This window comes from Frankia sp. ACN1ag, assembly GCF_001414035.1.
Classification (GTDB): domain Bacteria; phylum Actinomycetota; class Actinomycetes; order Frankiales; family Frankiaceae; genus Frankia; species Frankia torreyi.
In genome coordinates, this window is the sequence record NZ_LJPA01000033.1 from 63,916 (window position 1) to 83,818 (window position 19,903).

A 19,903-nucleotide genomic window follows, 5' to 3' on the forward strand; every position below is an offset into this window, starting at 1 on the left:
TCGGACGCCGGGCCGTCAACCGATCCCTGACCGGCTGGGTCGACCGCGCCGTCGGGGGGCTCTGGCAGGGCGGCTGGCAGCCGGTGGACCTGCACCGGATCGTGACCCGTCGGGCTGGCCAGCGGCCCGCGCGGCTCGTCGTCGACGCCATCGCTCTGCAGATGCGTCAGTACGCGGCCGCGACTGTCGACGAGCGGTGGAAGGCGCAGCTTCAGGTGCTCGACGCCACCGTGTGGTGGGATCACGACGACGCGTGGCTGGACGCCTGGGGCGACCGGGAGGGGCGGGACCGGGCGCAGGTGCTCGTCGACATGCTCGATCTGCTCGCCGAACTGCACTCCCTGCCCAGGATCGAACTTCTCTGCCCCCTACCTGGCACCGCGCGACGCGCCCCCCACGGCCTCGGGAACGGCCAAGGGAACGGGAACGCTCGGCGAGCCGAGGGTGGCCAGCCGGCCGGATCGACGTCCGACCCGAGCGCCGACCCGAGTGCCAACCCGCGCATGCTCGACAAGGTCCGCGCGCTGCTGGCGAAGGCCGAGTCGACCGAGTTCGCCGAGGAGGCCGAGGCGCTCACCGCCAAGGCGCAGGAGTTCATGGCCCGGCACAGCATCGACGAGGCGCTGCTCGCGGCGGGGGAGGGGTCCCGCGAGCAGCCGGCCGGCTGCCGGGTCGGCATCGACAATCCCTACGAGGCGGCCAAGGCCAGCCTGCTCGACGTGGTCGCCGGCGCGAACCGGTGCCGTTCGGTGTGGGCCAAGGAGCTCGGGTTCGCGACGGTGGTCGGTTTCCAGCCCGACCTCGACGCCGTGGAGCTGCTCTACACGTCGCTGCTGGTCCAGGCGACCGCGGCGATGATGAGGGCCGGGTCCCGCCAGGACCGCGCGGGACGATCCCGCACCCGGTCGTTCCGCCAGTCGTTCCTCGCCTCGTTCGCGGTCCGCATCGGCGAACGCCTGATGGCCGCGACCGAGCAGGCGAGCGAGCAGGCCGCGGCCGAGACGGGTGACGGCCGCCTGCTGCCCGTGCTCGCCGCCCGCACGGACTCCGTCCGGGAGGCGACCGAGACGATGTTCCCGGAGATCATCTCCCGCGCGGTGAGCGCGACCGACGGCGAGGGATGGGCCTCCGGCCGGGCCGCCGCCGACCTCGCCTCCCTGCACACCCGCGAGGAGGTGACCGCCGACCCACGCGGATAGCGCGACCGCGCCGGTCTGGCGGCAGCGGTGATCTGGCGGCAGCGGTGGTCTCCCTGTTGCTCTTGGTGGTCTGCAGGCGGCGGACAGCATTTGCTTCAAAGATGATCCAGATGGCTCCGACGCGGCGTACGCTGACCGAGCACTGTCCGTCTGCAGACATGACCGGAGGACACATGGCCCTGACCGACGCCGACATCCGGGTTCCCATCGAGGTACGTGACCGGCTCGCCCGCATCGCCTCTGCGGAGGGAATGTCCCTGCGGACCTACCTCACCCGCCTCTCCGACTCCGCGATGACCCCGGGCGAGCGCGCCGAGCGGTCCATGCGCACGCGGGACATCCTGCGTGCCTGGAACGGCTACAACCCGACGGAGGCGGAGATCGCGGAGATCGATGCCAAGCTCGATCCGATGCTCGACCGAGTCCGCCGGTGAGCGCGCCGGCACACGTCGTGCTCGACCAGACGGCGATGCTCGCCCTCGGCGGCGGCAACGTCGCCGCCTCGCGTCTGGTCGCCCGGGCCGACCGCGGGGATGATCTGTACCTGTACGCCCCGGCGTGCGCACTGGTCGAAGCGGACCGGGCCCGTCGGGGCGTGGCCGAGCACATCGCCTCCCTGGCGGCGGTGATCGTGCTGGATCTCGACCTGCCCGCCGCCCTCGCCGTCGCCCGCGAGGAGAACTGGGCCACCGCCCACACCCGCTACGCGGCCACGCCGACGCCGGAGCGCATCGACGGCGCCGCGGTCGCGACCGCCACCCCGGAGCACTGGCAGGACCAACCGTTCGACCTCATCAACCTCGCGCAGTGACCTGAACTTCGCGCAGTGACCAGGCCGAGCCGGGTGGCCGCTCGGCACCCGGCTCGGCCGGCCAGCCCGACTTGCCGGCCGTCCAGTCGACCGCGGCGGTATCGCCGGCTGGCACCTCGGGCAGGATCTCCGTCACGCAGTCACCTCCTCGCCGATCGCTGACGCGCGGATCGCGATCGTGACCCCGTCGCCCGCGGCTGGATCGACGGCGCAGTGCAGCCCGAGGTCGATGATGCGGCCGTCGCGGGCGTTCCATTCGCGGGCGCCGTCGTCGCGGCCGAGGATCGAGCCGAGCGCGTCGATCGTCGCCTTCCACAGGTTGGGCCAGGCGCGGCGAGGACCGACGACAAACGCGAGCTGGAGCGCGACACCGCGGCCCGACAACGGGCTGGCGGCGGTGATCTGGTCGCGTACCTGCTCCTTGAAAGCGGTTGTGTCGGCCGACGCCGTCGTGGTCACCTCGAACGTGTACGTCCCGCACGGGTCGTCGACGGGGACCGCCGCACCAACTCCTACTGACGACGTCGCCGCGTGACGCTTGGTCGCCCATATGGAGGCGAAGGCCCGGCCCGTCCGTTCCGTCAGCTTCGGCACGAGCGGGAACAGGTAGTTGTCGAGATCGTTCAGCGCGTACAGCGGCACGGTGTCGGCCAGCCCGACATCGAGTCGTAAGGCGAGCGGGCCGGAGGTCGCGCGGACGTTCTCGGCGACGGCCGCGTACACACCGTCGATGAAGGCGGCCGACCGTGCCTGGCCGGGCGACCCCGCCCTGTCCCAGCTCGCGAGCGCGGGATCAACACCGAGCGTGCTGTCCCCGGGGTGGGGCCGTGCGTAGAAGACAGGCACCGTCACTTGCCGACCGTAACGCCGCCACGGACACGTCCGTGCCGTGTTCACTGGCTGGTGCCGATCGCGGCGATCCCGTTCCGAACCGGCCGACGTCCAGCGTCTCCGGGGATCAGGGCGCGGTGTTGTCCTGCACCCCGGGGGCCTTCCGGGCGCGGGCGCGGCGCACCGCCTCGTCCACCAGCATCCGAGACAACTGCGCAACCTTGAGGTGCTGGGACTGGCTCATCGCCCGCAGCCGCTCGAACGCTTCCTCGGGGTCGCTCCCCGTGCGGCTCATGATGACCCCCAGCGCCTGGTCGATGACAGCACGGCTGGTCAACGCCTCCTGCAACTGGGCGGCCAGTCGCTGCGACTGCGCCAGGACCTGGGTGTTGTGTACCGATACCGCCGCCGGCTGGGCGAAGAGCTCACCGATCCGGATCGCCTTGGGCCCGAACGCGTCCTTGGCATGGGCGTAGACGTTCATCGCTCCCACCACCCGAGCAGGCAGCAGCAACGGCAGTGAGAGCACGCTGTGCACTCCCATCCGCCCGACCCGCGGGCCGAACCGTGGCCAGCGTGTCTCCCCACCCAGCGACCCCGACCACTGCGTGCGCCCCGACTGGACCGCCAGCAGGCACGGTCCCTCGCCCAGCCGGTACTGCACGTTGTCCACCGCCTGCACGAATTCGGCACTGGCCACCACCGTCTGGGCCCGGTTGTCCTCCAGCATCGTGAGGCCGGCACCCTCCGCCCCCGGAATCGCCTGTACCGCGAACTCCGCGATATTGATCAGCGTTTCGCGCACCGGCCGGAGCCCCGCCAACAGCCCCGACAGTCCCGCCAGGCTCGCCGCCAGATCGTCGTCCACAGCAGCAGCCCCTCACCGGTCAGCGCCGAATCACCTCGCCGCGCCTCGAACCGTAGACCAGAAAGTCACCCGCACGCGGCGCCGGACGAGGCACCTTCGTCACCGAGCGCGAAGGCCATCAACGTCTCGGGTGGAGGAGGGGGCGTAGCCTGAGGATGCTGAGAACCAGCCGACCCGGGTCGGGGACTGCCGCCCACGCCGCACCCCGCGAGCATGACTGCTCACCGCCGGGCATCCCGGTGACCGCCCCGCGGGAGCCACCCATGCCGTCCGAACACGTGCCCACCTCAGTGCGGCCCGAACCGCTAGCGGAGCTCGGCAGCTACTACGGAACGTACCGTGGCAAAACCGCCTACGCCCGGGAGACCAGCGCCGGGAGCTGGCAGGTCAAGGTCCACGATCCGACCAACCGTCTCGCCGGCCACGACGGCTGGCTGATGCTCGGCACCGGCTGGTCGACGCTGCCCGAGGCGTGTGCCGCCACCGGCCTGCGCTGAGCGGTGACGCCCCTGCCCTCAGCCCATTCCGCGACGAGACGGTGATCGCCACCCCGCTGGCCCACACCCTCGGCTTCCGCCCGCCGCCGGGGGCGTTCTTCACCGCCGCCGAGTGGGCCGACCAGCGGCCCACCCACCGCTGACGCGCTGCCCGCAGGCAGGTCTGGTCCAGGCGACCGTGGCGATGTCGCCCCGTCCGGTGGACGTGGCTCAACGCTGATCCCGGGCATTGTCTATGCTGGCGCTCGCGGCCCACCAGTAGATCTTCGAGAGTCGATCTTAACCCGACCATGGCGAGCGCGGAGGATCGGATCGACGCGCGGGCACAGGCCGTCCCGGTCCGCCAGTGCGTCGGTTGCTGGTTAGGCGATGTTGAGGTGGATGTTGCCGATGCGGGCGACGATGTCGAGGTGGCCGCCGAGGCCGGTGATGTAGGTGCGCAGAACATCCAGTCCCGTGGCGGTGCCGTTCTCGATCTGGCTGATCCTCGCCTGGGTCAGGCCGGTGGCTTCGGCGAGCTGTGCCTGGGTGAGGCCGAGTTGATTGCGGATCTCGGCGAGTTGCGCGCCGCTGACGGAGGCGAGCATCTGGCTTCGCATCTCAGCGCGGCGGGCTGTCCGCGCGGCGCTGTCCCACTCGGGATCGGTCGCGCGGGCGCGGGCCTTGATATCACGCCAGTTCGACGGTGTGGTCATGATCCCTCCTGTTCCTTCAGTCAGACTTATGTCGAGCCCGCTTCGCCGAGCTCCCAGGGATGCGACGAGCTGTCATCCCCTCAGCGACATCCTCTGGGTCATCAGGGCGCGCCGCGGTTCCGTGGAATCTGCATGACCATGTCAAGTGGTCGTGGTCGAGGTGGTGGGTTGGTGCGGTGGGAGGACCGGTCCGAGGTCACCGGCGGCGCGTCGGTGGTATCCGGGGTCGAGCGGGTCGCTGGGGGCGATCGCGGAGCGTGGCGACCGGGGGTGGGTGTTCGGGCTGGATGCGTGGGAGAGCAAGCCTCAAGCCTGCCGTGGGACGTGCATGTGGTCGGCGACATCCGCCTGGGTGAGGCTCTGACGCCAGCGCATCTCGGCGAGCCGATGTGCGCGGTTCTCCGCTATGAGCAGCCTCGCCCTTGCCTCAACCTCTGAGGGACACCGTCCAGGCGCCGTACTCGCGGGCCACGTCGGTGATTGTCAGGGTGCCCGACCGGGTCGGGTCGTGCGTGCTCAGGGCCTGATCGAGCGGGGTGATCAGCATGTCCTCGAGTGCGGAGCCGATGCTGTGGTCGTCGAGGTGCGGGTCGGCGGTGAGCTCGACGAAGAGGCGGGCACGGGCGCGCGGGCCGAGGGTGAGATCGATGCCCTGTTCGGTGCGCAGGCGGGCGACGAGCCGGCCGACGAGCAGATCGACGATCTGCCCGATGTCGGCGCGGTCATGGTGGTTCGGCACCACACAATTGTCGCCGGGGATGGTGAAGCTCAGGCCGGTTCAGGCCAGGCTCGGAAACAGCCATGCACCGCCTCCGACGACGCTCGGCGTAGGCGAACGCGCGAGGAACTCGTCTCACGTGCTCGATCGTGCCGGGCCGGCGGACGACGCTGTCGCGGGAGCGGTGAGGTCGTAGACGGCCTCGCCGCCGATCGTCGTCGCCTTGTAGTGCTGCTGGACCCAGGTGCTGATCGTGCCGCCCGGCCCGCCGGACCGGCCACCGAACCCGCCGAACCCGCTGGCGCCGCCGGTTTGGCTGGCGCCGATGAAGTAGTGCACCCGGCCCGCGTGGACGTCGTTCTCGAACTGGGTCAGGGTGGGCGCCGGGTCGCGCCCGGTGAAGCCGCCGATGGCCATCACCGAGGTGTCCGAGGCGAGTTCGAGGCTGGCCGCGGCCGAGGATCCCTGCACTGCGGCAGCCCACCGGTAGCCGTGGCTGGCCTTCAGCAGCGACGCCAGCCGGGCGTTCGTGGCGCCGAACCCGCCGAACCCGCCACCGAACCCGCCGGCGCGTCGGCCGCCCGCCGCCGCGGAGCCGCCGAACGCGCCGAGGCGACCGAAACCGCTGTTTCCACCGCGGCCGCCGCGGACCACGGGCCCGGCCGTCGGCTGGCCTCCGGACTGCGGGATCGTGGCGGTGACGGCCGCGAACGCCGCCGGGCCACCGAGGACGGCGACGGTTCCGCAGACCGCGACAGCGATGGCCATCCGTCCGACGAGCGCGCGCCGGATCAGCAACGCCGCCGTTGCGGCAACGGCGGCCACCGTCACCACCACCCGCAGCCAGGGATACCAGGACGGGGTGCGGTCCAGCAGGGTGAACGACCAGGCTCCGGTCGCCGCGACCGCGGCGGCCAGCAGCAGCCGGCTCGTCCACTGCTGCCTGGTGTCCCACAGCGTCCACGTACCGACGCCGACCAGCCCGGCGATGCCCGGCGCGATCGACGCCGTGTAGTAGGGATGGAAGGTTCCCTGCGCGAAGCTCAGCACGATCGACGTCACGATCATCCAGGCGCCCCACAGGAGCAGCGCGGCCCGTGTCCGGTCCGTGCGCGGCGCCCGCCGGGTCACCCACAGGCCGCTGAGGAGCAGGATCAGCGCGCCCGGGATCAGCCAGGAGACCTGGCCGCCGATCTGGTCGCCGAACAGCCGCTCCCAGCCGGCGCCGCCCCCGAACCCGCCGCCGCCCCCGCCACGACCACCGCGGCCGCCCAGCGCGGCCTGCACCCGTTCGGTCAGCTGCGGATCGCGCCTGGCCAGCTCGCTCAGGTTCGCCCGGCCGCCGCCGAACCCACCGCCGCCACCGCCGCGGTTGCCGTCACCGCCGAAGATCCGGCCCACGCCGTTGTAGCCGAAGGCCAGGCCGAGCGCGCTGTTGTCGGTGGAACCGCCGATGTAAGGACGCGAACCCTTCGGCCACAGTTCGACCGTCGCCACCCACCAGCCGGCGGCGACCACGATCGCCAGCCCGCCCGCGAGCAGCTGCCACACCCGCCGCCACCAGCCGGTCGGCGCGGCGATCAGGTAGACCAGCGCGAACGCGGGCAGCACCAGGAAACCCTGCAGCGTCTTCGTCAGGAAGGCCAGGCCGAGCGCGGCGCCGGTCGCCGCCATCCACTTCGTCGACGCCTCCTCGAGCGCGCGGACCAGGCAGTATCCGGCCAGGACGAGGACGAAGGTGAGCAGGCCGTCCGGGTTGTCGAAGCGCAACATCAGCGCCGCCACCGGGGTGAGCGCCAGCGCGGAGCCGGCCAGCAGGCCGGCGACGGGGCCGAACCACCTGCGCACGGCCGCGAACATCAGGCCGACCGCGGCCACGCCGCCCAGCGCCTGCGGAACGAGCATGCTCCAGCTCGAAAAGCCGAAGATCCGCCCGGACAGCGCCATCGCCCACAGCGACGCCGGCGGCTTGTCGACCGTGATGAAGTTCCCGGAGTCGAGCGATCCGAACAGCAACGCCTTCCAGCTCTTCGTCCCGGCCTGGACCGCCGCCGCGTAGAAGCTGTTCGCATAGCCCGAGGCGCCCAGGTCCCAGATGTAGAGCACCGCCGCCGCGGCGAGCAGCCCGACGAGCGCCGGCCGGGCCCACACCGGATCCGCCGGCCGGCCGCGCACCGCCCGCCGCCACCGGCTCCCCGGCGGCGGATCGCCCGCGCCGACGGGCGCCCCCGGCGCAGCGGCGTGATCGCCGTGATCGCCGTCGCGACCGTCGCGCGTCGCCGGAACCGCCGGGGCGTCGCCGCTGACCGCGGCGCTGGGCAGGACCGTCGCGCTGGAGGTGTCCTCTGGCTGCGTCATACGTCAGATACTCACTGTGCAACCTGTGCGCAAGCTGAGAGTGATCGGATGCGCCGCCGCCGCCGTCGGCGGCGACTCTCGCAGCGCCTCGGTGAGGGGATCGACGTCTCGCTCGCCGGCCCCGCCTCCGGGATCCTCGGTCTCCTCGCCGTCGGGGCCTGGCCGTCGCCGGGCTGGGTGTGCGCCTGATCAGGTGACCGACCTGCTGCGACCTCGGTTCAGAGGAAGACGCGGGCGATGTCCAGCCAGGTCCGCGCGTCCTCGCCGGTTGCCGTCAGGTCGGTGTCGCCGCGGGGCCGGCGTTGGGTGACGCGGAGACAGAAGTCGAACGCGCTGCCCTGCACGCGTTGGGCGGCGTCCTCCTGGCCATGGGCCCAGGTTTCCATCAGGCGCAGCGGTGCCATGAGCGCCGGGGTGAGGGTGGACCCGAACCAGGGGAACTCGTGGTCTGGCGGTACGTCCTGCAGGGCCGCCTGCACGCCGGCTCGGCCGGCGCGCCACCGGTGCAGAAGCACCGAGCGCGGTTGGGCCGCTATCCACCTCGGACACGTCGAGGTCGTAGTTCAGCATCAGGCATCACCTCCGCGCATGGCGACATTGATGCCCGCGCCGAAGAAGGACAATGCTGCCGAGGCGAAAACCTCTGGTGCTTCTTCGGGGACGGGACCGCACGGCGCTCGGGATCGAAGGCGACAGGGTGCGGTATCCGCCCGCGTCACCTGGTTGGGGGTGCCTCGTAGAGCTCGCCGNGGATGATGGCCGGCAGAACCACGCCCTGGTTTAGGCGTTTACGATCGGCTGGCTTCGTCCAGCCGCCGCCGAGCCTGGTCCTCCCGCGCCTACCCGCAGATGGCCTCGACGGTGAGGGCTTCCCCGGTCCGCTCCTGGACCGTAGCAACGTCCGCGAGTCGGGTCAGGCTGCTCCGGCGGCCCGTGGTCCTCATGCGGTGGCAGTCGCCAGTGCCGCCGCACGAGCAGGCCGCCGATCCCGAGGACGTCGTCGAGTAGTCGCTGCCATGGTCGAGTTCGTCGGCGGTGTAGTCGATCAGGACCTTGATCTCCACGTCACGCGTGCCCGGCTCCGCCGTCATGAGGAATCCCACCACACCAGTGCCCTCGGCGCTGCCGCGGAAGACGTCCACACCGCCGCCGTCCGCGGCCACCGGGGAGTTTCAGGCATCGTCACTGCCGTCTGCCAGAGGGCCACGTGGGAGATCATGGCCGCGACGTGGCCTGGTCCCCTGGCCGGACCAGCCTGGCGTTCCAGGGCCGTCGAGTCCGAGTTTCGCCAACCGGGCTGCGATCGCGCCTCGGCCACGCTGATGGCCGGCGATCATTTCCCGCAACGTCCAGTGCGCCTCATGCTCCTGGCGGAGCTGGTCGTCCTCCTCGGGTGACCACGGCTCCCCGTGACGGGGATGGTCCCGTCGCTTCCGATCCAGCGCCTGCGTGGACGACGGCGCGGGCGACCAGTCCACCGCGACGAGATCGCCCACCGGATGGGTGGCCAGGACCTCGTCGTCCCGGCGCAGGTAGACCACACCGTCCAGGACCGACAGCGCGTCCGCCTCGACGAACTTCTCCACCACCTCACCGCTGACGCGGACCTCCACCCGTGCCCGCGGTCCAGCCGCGCGGCGCGAGAGACTTTCCACCTCCTGCTCCAGGAGGGCCGACCAGGCCCCGCCCGTCGGCGTCGCGGCCACCAGCCGCCAACCCGCCTGGCCCAGCGAGTTCAGTGTCTCCACGAGACTCTCGGCATCACCGGTCACCATCTGATAGCGAAACTGGCTCATTCGGTAATTGTCGTAGATCGGTGCGCACGGTCCACTGGATAGCGGCCAGGGGCGCGTCGCCGTCGGCGAGATTCGACATGAATCCAGCCTCCTTGTCGGGAACATCAGTATTCTGCCAGTCGGCAAGCTATCGCGGGCTGATGTCCGCTCCGGACGAGCGCAATGTTGTTTCCCGCGGAATGGACCTGTCGCAACGAAAGTTCGTTCGCGGCTCCTGGTTTTGGCCGATGAGTTCGGTGAGGGCGCGGGTATGCCGTCCTTCATCCGCCGGACTGATACCGGCGGCCGAGGTTCAGCGCGTCGCCGCCCCGGGGGTCGATGCCGCCGACGCGGTCGATCGAGTAGCGCAGGATGAGGCCCTCGCCCTTCGAGCCTGGGAATTCGGCCTCCGGGCTTAGGTAGACCTTCGCCAGGTCGTTCAGCAGGTCCCAGGCGCCGCCGGTCGTGACGGTAGGGTCGCGCGCAGGACGGTGTACTCGGCCAGGTAGGCTTCCGGCGCCCTCGGCGCGGAGAAGGAAAGCACCACGCGGGGATCGCGTTCCACGTTGCGCACCTTCACGTAGCGGCCCCTATGGCCGCTGACGATGTCGTCCCCGTCCAGGCCCGATCGCGCAGACGATCCACCCCTTAACATTCCGGTGTGACCGGCTACCGTCACCGATCAAGCCGCAGGTGATCGCAGGGCGGAGAGCAGTCAGATGACCGTGCCGGGCAAGGTCCCTGAGTGGGGAGAGGACGGCGATGTCAGCGGAACCGGTTGACCCGACAGGCGACGCCGCCACCGGACGCGATCCGGGCCGTCCGTCGCCGCCTGATCCCCAGCCGGCCATAGACGCCGCCGCGGCGCCGCCGGTGGACGCGGACTCAGAGCCGGACGCCGAGCCTGGCGCGCCCGAGCCGACGGACGACGACCGGAAGTCCACCCGCCCGCTCGACTGGGACGGCTCCTTCAGCCGCACCTGGAACTCCCGCTACGGGCCGCGGCTGGACCAACCAGCTCACCGCCGAGCAGGAACGCGAGTGGGAGGACGAGGAGTTCCGGTGTTTTCGGCAGGAGACGGTGGAGCAGATGAACGCGGAGTCGACGCGGGAGGAAGCGCGGCTGCGGGAGGAAGAGCAGGGGTCGGCCTCGTCTGAGCCGAGGACTCGTCGCACTCGGAGATGTGCTCGAGCCGGTCCTGCGGCCGTCGGAGGGGTTGCAGTTTTGTCGCAGTGGGTCACTAAGCTCTAGCTTCAGCATGGATCGGCCGGTCAGGAGGTGACGCAGCGGATGACGCTGCGGCTCCGCAGGGGTGGGGACCGATCAGGGGGACTGATCAGGAGGTGGGGGCTTCGTGAGCGCGGTGATCGACAACCCGATCATCAATAAGCCATATGAGGCGCCCGCTCTGCACTGGCGGTTCGACGACAACGGGCTGATCAGTGATGAGACAGTGCCTGGCCGGCGTCCGAGCGAGTACTGGAGCCCGGTACCCGGCGTGCGCAAGGTCAAGGGCAAGGCCGTCCAGGGCGAGCTGGACCTCAACGTCACCGGTGAGCGCCGGAAGGTCAACGAGGAGATCAACCAGATCCGCACTCGGGTGGATCGGTGGCGGGCGCTCGGGTACCCGAACGTCACGCCGACGACGCGGCGGCTGCTGGAGTACTGGTCGGACCCCGAGCGGGACAACAAAGTGCTGTTCTGCCAGCGGGAGGCCGTCGAGACTGCGATCTACATCGCGGAGGCGGCGCAGCGCGAAGGCGACACCTGGGTGCGCAACCACCTCACCGAGCGCAACGATGACCACAACGACGGGCTGCCGCGTGTCGCGTTGAAGATGGCGACCGGCTCGGGCAAGACCGTGGTCATGGCGATGCTGATCACCTGGCAGACCCTGAACAAGGTGGCGAGCCCGCAGGATGCCCGATTCACGCGCCGGTTTCTGATCGTCACTCCGGGTATCACGATCCGTGACCGGCTGCGGGTGCTGATACCGAGNGACGAGGGCAACTACTACAAACTGCGTGATCTTGTTCCGGGTGACCTCGTGGTGCCGCTGCGCCGAGCCGAAATCGTGATCACCAACTTCCACTCCTTCCTGTACAGGGCGACGAAGGAGGGGAAGGCGATCTCGACGAACACCAAGCTCTACCTCAAGGGCGACCGGCCGGTCGGTGACGTGGCCGGGGTGTTCACCGAGACCTCGGAGCAGATGGTCAACAGGGTGCTGCGCGAGTTCAGCGGCGGCCGGTCGTCCGAGATCATCGTCATCAACGACGAAGCCCACCACTGCTACCGCGGCCGCACGGTCCCGGTCGATGAGTCGGCGACCATCGAGCAGGAGCTGAAGGGAGACGACAAGAAGGAGGCGACGGCCCGCAACGACGAGGCGAAGCGCTGGTTCGCTGGCCTGCGTGACGTCCAGCGCAAGACCGGGATCAAGACGATCTACGATCTGTCCGCGACCCCGTTCTTCCTGAAAGGCTCCGGCTACCCCGAGGGGTACCTGTTCCCGTGGGTGGTCTCGGACTTCTCGCTGATGGACGCGATTGAGGCTGGCATCGTCAAGATCCCAAGGGTGCCGGTGGACGACAACGCGGCCGGGGACGACGTCGCCTACCGACAGTTGTGGTCGAAGGTAGGCACTCTCCTGCCGAAGCGGGCGCCGAAGGGCGGCCAGCCGCCTGCCGCGGCGCAGGGCCTGCCGGGCGTGCTCGAGGGTGCGCTGCGTAGCCTCTACGGCCACTATGAGAAGGCGTACCAGCGATGGGAACGGGACGGCATCGCCGGGGAGACACCGCCGGTCTTCATCGTCGTGTGTAACAACACCGCAGTCTCGAAGCTGGTCTTCGACTACATCGCCGGCTACGCCACCGCCGGCGAAGACGGCGAGTCACTCACGCCGGGCCAGCTTCCACTGTTCTCCAACGCGGAGCACGGGCGGTGGGTGAAGCGTCCGCGCACGATCCTGGTCGACTCCGTCCAACTGGAGTCCGGGGAAGGCCTGCAGAAGGACTTCCGTGAGGTGGCCGCCGCCGAGATCGAGGCGTTCAAGCGGGAGTACGCAGCCCGCACTCGGCGGGACGTGGAGGACCTCGACGACGGTGACCTGCTGCGCGAGGTGATGAACACCGTCGGCAAGTCGGACCGACTCGGCTCCGGAGTGCGCTGCGTCGTGTCGGTGTCGATGCTGACCGAGGGCTGGGACGCGAACACTGTCACCCACATTCTCGGCGTGCGGGCGTTCGGATCGCAGCTGCTGTGCGAGCAGGTCGTTGGTCGCGGCCTGCGCCGCCGTTCGTACACGGTGAACGCGCAGGGCTTCTTTGATCCCGAGTACGCCGAGGTATACGGCGTGCCGTTCTCGTTCATCCGTACCGAGGCGGACCCCAGGGAGACCGCGCCGCGCCGGACCCCGGTGCACGTCCGGGCGCTGGACGACCGCTCTGAGCTGCGGATCCGCTTCCCGCGCCTGGACGGTTACCGGCAGGAGGAGTCCGACAGTTGGCCATACGCGGAGTTCGGGGACGAACATCTGATGCGGCTTGAACCGGACGTCGCGTCGTGGACGAAAAGCAGCGGCATCGTCGGCGCGCAGGCCGAGCACGACCTGGACGACTACCGCTCCACCCGGCCGGCTCAGATCGCCTTTGAGCTGGCAAGACGCCTGGTCCACAGCCACTTCACCGACGGCGCCGGCGGCGTGCGGACGTGGATGTTCCCGCACATGGCGCGCATCGCCCGGGACTGGCTGGACGAGTGCGTGACGCTCGCGCCCGACGCCTTCCTCGGCCAGCTACTACTCGCCGAGCGCGCCCAGCAGGCAGCAAACCTCATCCAGCTTGCGGTGAACTGGGACACCAGCGGCCAGGCGCCGCGGATCACCCCGATCTTCCGCGCCTTCGACCCGGAGGGCTCGACAGACAACGTCGACTTCTTTACCTCACGCAAGGTGTGGCCGACCGATCCGAAGAAGTCCCCGGTGAACTACGTCGTGCTCGATGGGATGCACGGCGAGGGCAACACTTGGGAACAGGAGGTGGCACAGGAGCTCGAGATGCTACCGCAGGTCGCCTCCTACGTCAAAAACGACCACCTTGAGTTCGAGATCCCCTACCTGCACGGTGCCCAGACCCGTCGTTACCGGCCAGATTTTCTGGTCCGGCTCAGGCGCCGCGAGGGCGACGTGGACCGGACACTGATCGTCGAGGTGTCCGGTTCGTTCAAGTCGTCCAACACGACGATGGCGGCGATGACGTCGAGCAAGGCGCTGACCGCCCGCGAGCGCTGGTGTGCGGCGGTCAACAACCACGGTGGCTTCGGTCGCTGGGGCTATATGGAAATCAAGAATCCGGTGACGGCCGGTGCCGACCTGCGCGAGGCGATCGAAGCGCTGTACGCAGACGCCGCGATCACCGGGCTGCCCACGTGAGAGCCCGCGCGTACGAGCCGTCACGAGAATTCCGCCTGGTAGGCCAGGCAGCAGCCGAGGAGAACCACCGCCATGCCGCCGCGTAAGCCCGCCAAAGCACCGACCCCGTCAACCGGCCAGGAGGTCGGCGCGATCCGGCATGCCGACAAGCGGCTCAACATCCCGACGGCCGACGCGCACGCGCACGACATGGTTACCGAAGAGGTCGAGCGGCCGATCCCGGTGGTCTACCCGCGCACCCCGCCGCTTTCCGACCGCGCCGCGCGTGACCGGACGCTCGATCCGCAGCTTGTCTGGAAAGGCAAGGACGAGCAGGACGCGACCGACCTGGAGATCGCGGCACCCCCGATCTACATTCAGGAGAAGGTCGAGCCTCAGTACCTGATCGAGGACCTGCGTGCAGATACCGCCCGCCGGGCCGGAACCAGCCGCGACCAGCCGGATCTGTTCGCCGACTTCGACGGCCTCGACAACGACTCGTTCGAGAGCGTTGAGTTCTACCAGCACCCCGCCAAATGGTCTAACCGCATGATCCTCGGCGACTCGCTGCAGGTGATGGCGTCCCTGTCCGAACGCGAGGATCTCCGCGGCAAGGTCCAGATGATCTTTCTCGACCCGCCGTACGGCATCAAGTTTAACTCCAACTGGCAGCCCTCGGTCGAAAATAGTAAGCCGAGAGATGGAAATCTTGAAGACGTGACCCGCGAAGTAGAACAGATCAAGGCGTTTCGGGATACTTGGCGGCTCGGAATTCATTCATACTTGTCTTACCTGCGAGATCGTCTGACGGTTGCCCGCGACCTACTGGCGGCATCCGGCAGTATTTTTGTTCAGATTGGCGACGAAAATGTCCATCTCGTACGGAGCCTTCTTGATGAGATTCTAGGGCGGGAAAACTTCGTCTCAATTATTACCATTCGAAAGACTTCTGGAGCCAGTAGTGATCTACTGGCAAATGTATCCGACTATCTAGTTTGGTATGCCAAGGAAAAAGACTCCGTCAAGTATCGAGAACTGTATACTCAAAAGATCCCCGGAGAGGAGGGGGCGGCATCCTACAATTTTATCGAAGAGCCGTCCGGTCGTCGACGCAAGGCTCTTCCGGCGGATCGTTCGGGCGACAAAATTCGATTTTATACCAACGATAATCTGACAAGCCAGCGACCTCCGGGCGACTTTCCTGTAGAATTTGAAGGAAGAATTCACCGGCCGACCACGGGGTATTGGAAGACCGGGGCTGAAGGGTTTGAGAAACTTAAACTCGCTTCCCGGGTTGCCCGGACGGGTCAAACGCTGCGATATGTTCGATTCCTAGACGATTTTCCCGTTGTAGCAAGAGGAAATATTTGGGATGACACTGGAACGGGTAGTTTTACCGACGAAAAGATCTACATAGTCCAGACTGGCAACAAAGTCATCGAGCGCTGCCTCTTGATGACCACCGATCCGGGAGATCTCGTCCTCGACCCAACGTGTGGATCAGGTACGACGGCGGTGGTGGCCGAGCAATGGGGTCGACGGTGGATCACTGTTGATACATCTCGGGTAGCGATCGCCCTTGCGCGCCAGCGAATTATGTCGACGAGGCTGCCCTATTACCTCCTCTCGGACTCCTCGGACGGGCGGCGAAAGGAAGCAGACCTCGCTGGCAGGGCGCCATCTAGCGGTCCGAATGTGGGCGATATTCGGCAGGGCTTCGTCTACCAGCGGGTTCCGCACGTGACGCTGAAGTCGATCGCGAACAACCCGGACATCAAAGCGGGGATGAGTCGGGAGGAGATCGACGCGGCGATCGCGCGGCACGCCGAGNCCGAGCTGCTCTACGACCGGCCGTACGAGGACAAGAAGAAGATTCGCGTCGCCGGCCCCTTCACCGTCGAGAGCCTCTCGCCGTACCGCTCGCTGATCCCCGCGAACGACGATCAGCGGCCACGCAGCGAGCGTGAGGGCGCGCAGGCCGCTGAGGCGGAATCGTTTGAGACGACGATCCTGGAGAACCTGCGCACGGCAGGTGTACAGAACGGGGTGAAGCAGGAGCGTCTCAAGTTCGACACGCTGGAGCGTCAGGGCGGCGACTACATCCAGGCGGTCGGTACTCGGGCCGGCGCGGGGAACGGGGCGCCGGAGCGGATTGCCGTCGCGATCGGTCCGCAGTACGGCACGGTCACGGCGGACTTCGTCCGGCGCGCGGCCCGGGAAGCGCTACGCGGCCAGGGCCATGATCTGCTGCTTGTCCTCGGCTTCGTGTTCGACAGCCAGGTGGGTGAGACCGCATCGGAGTTCCGTCCCGACGGAGGTGACTTCGCGACCACCGGCCGGACTCGGCAGATCGGCAAGATCGAGGTTCAGTCGGTGCGAATGAACCCCGACCTGGCGATGGGCAGCGAGCTACTGAAGAAGACCCGTGCCGCCAACCTGTTCACGATCTTCGGTGAGCCTGACATCAAGGTGGACCGGACTGACGATGGGTCGGTCGTCGTCGAACTGCTCGGCGTCGATGTCTACGATCCGACAACGGGGCAGATCCGGGCCAGCGACCCGTCGCGGATAGCGCTGTGGATGATCGACACCGAGTACAACGAGGACGCGTTCTTCGTCCGGCACTGCTACTTCACTGGTGGTAGAGACCCCTACGAGCGACTGTCGAAGGCGCTGAAGGCCGACATCGACGCGGACGCCTGGGCAAGCCTGAACTCGACCCGCTCTCGCCCGTTCCCGATCCCCTCCACCGGCAGGTTCGCAGTCAAGGTCATCAACAACTACGGCGACGAGGTCCTCAAGGTCATCGAGCTCTGACCGGCCGACCGGCCGGCGCCTCTCGGGGGGAGCACTGAACAGCGCATGAAGTACACCGACGCGCAGCGGCAGGCGATCGCCACTCTGGACGACCCGCTGCTGATCATTGCTTGCGCAGGGTCCGGTAAGACGCAGGTGATCTCGCAGCGGATCGTCGAGATCCTGCGCCAGCCCGGCGTGGAGCCGAGGAACATCGTCGCCTTCACGTTCACCGAGAAGGCTGCGGCCGAGCTGAAGGACCGGACACTCACCCTGATTGCCGAGCAGCTCGGCGAGGTCCGTGGCCTGGCCGACATGTACATCGGCACCATGCACGGCTTCGCCCGGGCGATCCTGCAGGACAAGGTGTCCGAGACCTTCAAGTACTCGATCCTCGACGAGATCCAAGGCCGGCTGTTCGCGGATCGCAACTACCGGAAGTCCGGCATGACTACGGCGCGGGTCGTCGCGAACGGCTCGTCGCGGTCTATGAAGCGCTACGTCGAGTCCCGGCTGTACCTGCACGTGATGGGCATCCTGCGGGAGGAGGACGTCAAGGTCGACGAGGTCCCCGAATCGTTGGACGAGGCACTCGGCCTCTACCGCAAACTGATCCACGACCATGACTTCTTCGATTACCCTGAGCTGCTGCGTACGGCCGTCGACATGCTCGAGTCGCAGCCCGACGACGATGTGGCCGGAGGGCTTGTGCGCCACGTCCGGGACACGATCCGCTATGTGGTCGTTGACGAGTACCAGGACACGAACCACATCCAGGAGCGGATCATCCGTGGACTGTGCCGGTTCGGGGCGAATCTGTGCGTCGTCGGCGATGACGATCAGACGATCTACCAGTGGCGTGGCAGCACGGTTGGCAACATTCAGACGTTCACCCGACGCTACCCGGGTGTAAGCAGTGTGACCCTGGACGCCAACTTTCGCTCCAGCCCCGCGGTCGTCTCGCTCGCCAAGTCGGCCATCGAATCGCTCGTCGCGGAGCGGCTGCCGAAGAACATGGTCGGCGGCGGCCACCAGGTCTTCCAACGCGGCGACCTGCTCGCGCTGGACTTCGCCGACCCGCAGACGGAGGCGGCCTGGATCTGCGACCGGATCACCGAGCTGCGCGGCACCGCCTTCCATGACACCGCCGACGCGCCGCCCCGCGGGCTGAGCTGGTCGGACATGGCGGTGCTGTTCCGCAGTGTGTCGAGGGACGCCGACCCCCTGGTCGACGAGCTCAAGCGGCGCGGCATCCCCTACATCATCAAGGGGCTGGCGCGGCTATTCGACGCCCCGGAGATTCAGGCCTGCGTCAGTTGCTTCGAGTACATCACCGACGAGACCGACGCCGCGGCGGTCCAAGCCGCGTGGCGGGCCGCGGACCTCGGCTTGGGTGACGCCGCACTTGCCGCCGGGCTGCGCATTCTGGACGAGGCGAAGGACTGGCAGCCGGGTAGCCGGTGGGGCTCCTACAACATCCAGCGGACCTACCTGAATTTTCTCGAGGCGCTCGGCCTGCGGGAGGAGACGGTGCCGTCCACCGACGGCGCCGTGCGGGGCGAGCTGGTCTTCTACAACCTCGGCAAGTTCAGCCAGGCGATCTCGGACTTCGAGCAGATCTACTTCCAGTCCGACCCGGCACAGAAGTACCAGACCTTCGTGAAGTGGCTGCGCTTCCACGCGCCGGACTACTACGCGGAAAGCGACGCCGACGTCGGCTACGCCACCCCCGACGCGGTCACGATCGCGACCGTCCACCAGGGGAAGGGCATGCAGTGGCCAGCGGTGTTCATCCCGGCGCTGCGCAGGAACAGATTCCCCTCGAAGCGGCAGGGAGGGACAAACGTCTTCCACGTGATCCCGGCGTCGACAGTTCCTGACGCTGACCGCTACCGCGGCACCTCCGAAGACGAGGCCCGGCTGTTCTACGTCGCGCTCACCAGGGCGCAGAAGTACCTCGCCTTGACATTCTCGCCGGGCGGATCGCGGCTGTACAACGCTCGCTCGCCGTTCTTCGACCTGGCCACCCGCAACGACAAGGTCCTCACCGCGGCTGTCCCGTACCGCGGCCTGCGGCTGGAGCCGCGTCCCCGCCACGAACTGCCCGATGTGACGCTCAGCTTCAGCGAGCTGAAGTACCTGTTCGAGTGCCCCTACCAGTTCAAGCTCCGGTTCCTCTACGGCTTCAACCCGCCGCTGCACGAGGCGCTCGGCTACGGCAAGTCGGTCCACGACGTGATGGCCGAAATCCACAAGAAAGCCATCGAGGGCACGTTCGCTACCGACGCCGAGGTCGCCGAGCTCGTGGACCGCCATCTGTCCGTCCCATTCGCCTACCCCGCACTGCGCGAGGACCTGCGTAACGCGGCGCGTAAGGCTGTCCGGCGCTACCTTGTCGAGAATGCCGAGGCGCTGCCGCGCACCCTTCACAGCGAGCAGCAGGTCCAGGTGCGCATCGCCCCCGGCATTACCGTCGACGGCCGCATCGACCTCATCCGCCGCCTGGACACCGACGAGATCTCCATCGTCGACTTCAAGTCCACCGAGCGCGCGCAGGCCGAGGATGTCACCCGTGACCAGCTACATATATGGGTCTTCGAAGTTGACCGGGGNGAGGTGTGGGGCTCGCGTCCGGCTTGGTGGCTGTGCGTGATGCTGGTCTGGTGTGGCCTGGGTGTAGGACGCTGGCGTGTCGTGGCGTGAAAAGACCCNCAACCCNTGGTGATCTTGGTTGTTCTGACGCAATCAGGACACCGTGGGGTTACGGGCTTGGACGATCATACGAGTGACGCGACGTTGTTGCTGGACCTCGACGGGATGGCGGTGGAGCGGGTCGAGCGGTTGGCCGACGGGTCGCGGGTGGCGTGGCTGGTGACCGCAGACGAGGCGGCGCGGGCGTGTCCGGGCTGCGGGGTGTTCTCGGGGCGGGTGAAGGGCGTGGTG

The 19,903-nt window shown here is 68.2% G+C and carries 16 protein-coding genes and 2 pseudogenes; 9 read left to right on the forward strand and 9 right to left on the reverse strand.

What is annotated here, in order from left to right; all coding sequences use genetic code 11:
* Positions 1-503: 503 nt before the first annotated feature.
* The 3 genes from UK82_RS39920 to UK82_RS24460 all read left to right on the forward strand — a co-directional run bounded on the left by UK82_RS39920 (position 504) and on the right by UK82_RS24460 (position 2,010).
* A complete protein-coding gene (locus UK82_RS39920; protein ID WP_236706388.1) occupies positions 504-1,199 on the forward strand; it encodes a DUF2786 domain-containing protein in 696 nt (231 codons plus the stop codon).
* 173 nt (positions 1,200-1,372) lie between these two features.
* A complete protein-coding gene (locus tag UK82_RS24455) occupies positions 1,373-1,633 on the forward strand; it encodes a hypothetical protein (RefSeq protein WP_044887955.1) in 261 nt (86 codons plus the stop codon).
* A complete protein-coding gene (locus UK82_RS24460) occupies positions 1,630-2,010 on the forward strand; it encodes a hypothetical protein (protein ID WP_173667348.1) in 381 nt (126 codons plus the stop codon). Before UK82_RS24455 ends, UK82_RS24460 begins: the two co-directional genes overlap by 4 nt.
* Here the strand turns inward: UK82_RS24460 and UK82_RS33765 are convergent.
* From UK82_RS33765 to UK82_RS24470, 3 genes are all read right to left on the reverse strand, one after another.
* On the reverse strand, positions 1,994-2,146 hold the full coding sequence (locus tag UK82_RS33765; protein WP_157866996.1) for a hypothetical protein: 153 nt from the start codon (positions 2,144-2,146) through the stop codon (positions 1,994-1,996). The genes UK82_RS24460 and UK82_RS33765 overlap by 17 nt on opposite strands.
* Positions 2,143-2,862 (reverse strand): hypothetical protein, encoded by a 720-nt coding sequence (locus UK82_RS24465; protein WP_055409565.1) that lies wholly within the window; start codon positions 2,860-2,862, stop codon positions 2,143-2,145. Before UK82_RS24465 ends, UK82_RS33765 begins: the two co-directional genes overlap by 4 nt.
* Positions 2,863-2,968: 106 nt before the next feature.
* A complete protein-coding gene (locus UK82_RS24470; RefSeq protein ID WP_044887957.1) occupies positions 2,969-3,709 on the reverse strand; it encodes a GAF and ANTAR domain-containing protein in 741 nt (246 codons plus the stop codon).
* A 263-nt stretch (positions 3,710-3,972) separates the two neighbouring features.
* Between UK82_RS24470 and UK82_RS24475 the strand changes: the two genes are divergently transcribed.
* Positions 3,973-4,206, forward strand: coding sequence for a hypothetical protein (locus tag UK82_RS24475; RefSeq protein WP_044887958.1), 234 nt, complete (start codon positions 3,973-3,975; stop codon positions 4,204-4,206).
* Between the two features lie 362 nt (positions 4,207-4,568).
* Here the strand turns inward: UK82_RS24475 and UK82_RS24480 are convergent, their stop codons facing one another.
* From UK82_RS24480 to UK82_RS24490, 3 genes are all read right to left on the reverse strand, one after another.
* Entirely contained in the window at positions 4,569-4,901 is a 333-nt protein-coding gene (locus tag UK82_RS24480) for a helix-turn-helix transcriptional regulator (RefSeq protein ID WP_055409568.1), read from the reverse strand.
* Between the two features lie 427 nt (positions 4,902-5,328).
* On the reverse strand, positions 5,329-5,640 hold the full coding sequence (locus UK82_RS24485; RefSeq protein WP_152990008.1) for a hypothetical protein: 312 nt from the start codon (positions 5,638-5,640) through the stop codon (positions 5,329-5,331).
* Between the two features lie 114 nt (positions 5,641-5,754).
* Complete coding sequence (locus UK82_RS24490) at positions 5,755-7,977, reverse strand: glycosyltransferase family 39 protein (protein ID WP_055409572.1); 2,223 nt, start codon at positions 7,975-7,977, stop codon at positions 5,755-5,757.
* A 48-nt stretch (positions 7,978-8,025) separates the two neighbouring features.
* Here UK82_RS24490 and UK82_RS33770 point away from each other — a divergent pair, with 48 nt between their 5' ends.
* Positions 8,026-8,166, forward strand: coding sequence for a hypothetical protein (locus UK82_RS33770; RefSeq protein WP_161849164.1), 141 nt, complete (start codon positions 8,026-8,028; stop codon positions 8,164-8,166).
* Between the two features lie 29 nt (positions 8,167-8,195).
* Here the strand turns inward: UK82_RS33770 and UK82_RS24495 are convergent.
* From UK82_RS24495 to UK82_RS33130, 3 genes and pseudogenes are all read right to left on the reverse strand, one after another.
* A pseudogene (locus UK82_RS24495) lies at positions 8,196-8,510 on the reverse strand (maleylpyruvate isomerase N-terminal domain-containing protein); the annotation flags it as partial.
* Positions 8,511-8,816: 306 nt separating this feature from the next.
* Positions 8,817-9,140: a hypothetical protein gene (locus UK82_RS34435; RefSeq protein ID WP_201784238.1), complete on the reverse strand. Its 324-nt coding sequence runs from the start codon at positions 9,138-9,140 to the stop codon at positions 8,817-8,819.
* A 9-nt stretch (positions 9,141-9,149) separates the two neighbouring features.
* The gene (locus tag UK82_RS33130) at positions 9,150-9,773 is read right to left on the reverse strand and encodes a hypothetical protein (protein WP_055409576.1); all 624 of its coding nucleotides are present in this window, start codon (positions 9,771-9,773) and stop codon (positions 9,150-9,152) included.
* A gap of 1,334 nt (positions 9,774-11,107) precedes the next feature.
* On the opposite strand from UK82_RS33130, the gene UK82_RS43285 reads away from it, so the two are divergent.
* The 4 genes and pseudogenes from UK82_RS43285 to UK82_RS43295 form a co-directional block, all read left to right on the forward strand.
* A partial coding sequence (locus UK82_RS43285) for a DEAD/DEAH box helicase family protein (protein ID WP_396230635.1) occupies positions 11,108-11,751 on the forward strand: 644 nt, incomplete at its 3' end.
* A gap of 1 nt (position 11,752) precedes the next feature.
* Positions 11,753-14,185 (forward strand): annotated as a pseudogene (locus UK82_RS43290) (BPTD_3080 family restriction endonuclease); the annotation flags it as partial.
* A 72-nt stretch (positions 14,186-14,257) separates the two neighbouring features.
* A partial coding sequence (locus tag UK82_RS39925; protein ID WP_236706386.1) for a site-specific DNA-methyltransferase occupies positions 14,258-15,994 on the forward strand: 1,737 nt, incomplete at its 3' end.
* A gap of 1,032 nt (positions 15,995-17,026) precedes the next feature.
* Positions 17,027-19,572 (forward strand): ATP-dependent helicase (locus UK82_RS43295; RefSeq protein ID WP_396230636.1); only part of this gene is annotated, 2,546 nt, incomplete at its 3' end.
* Between the last annotated feature and the right edge of the window lie 331 nt (positions 19,573-19,903).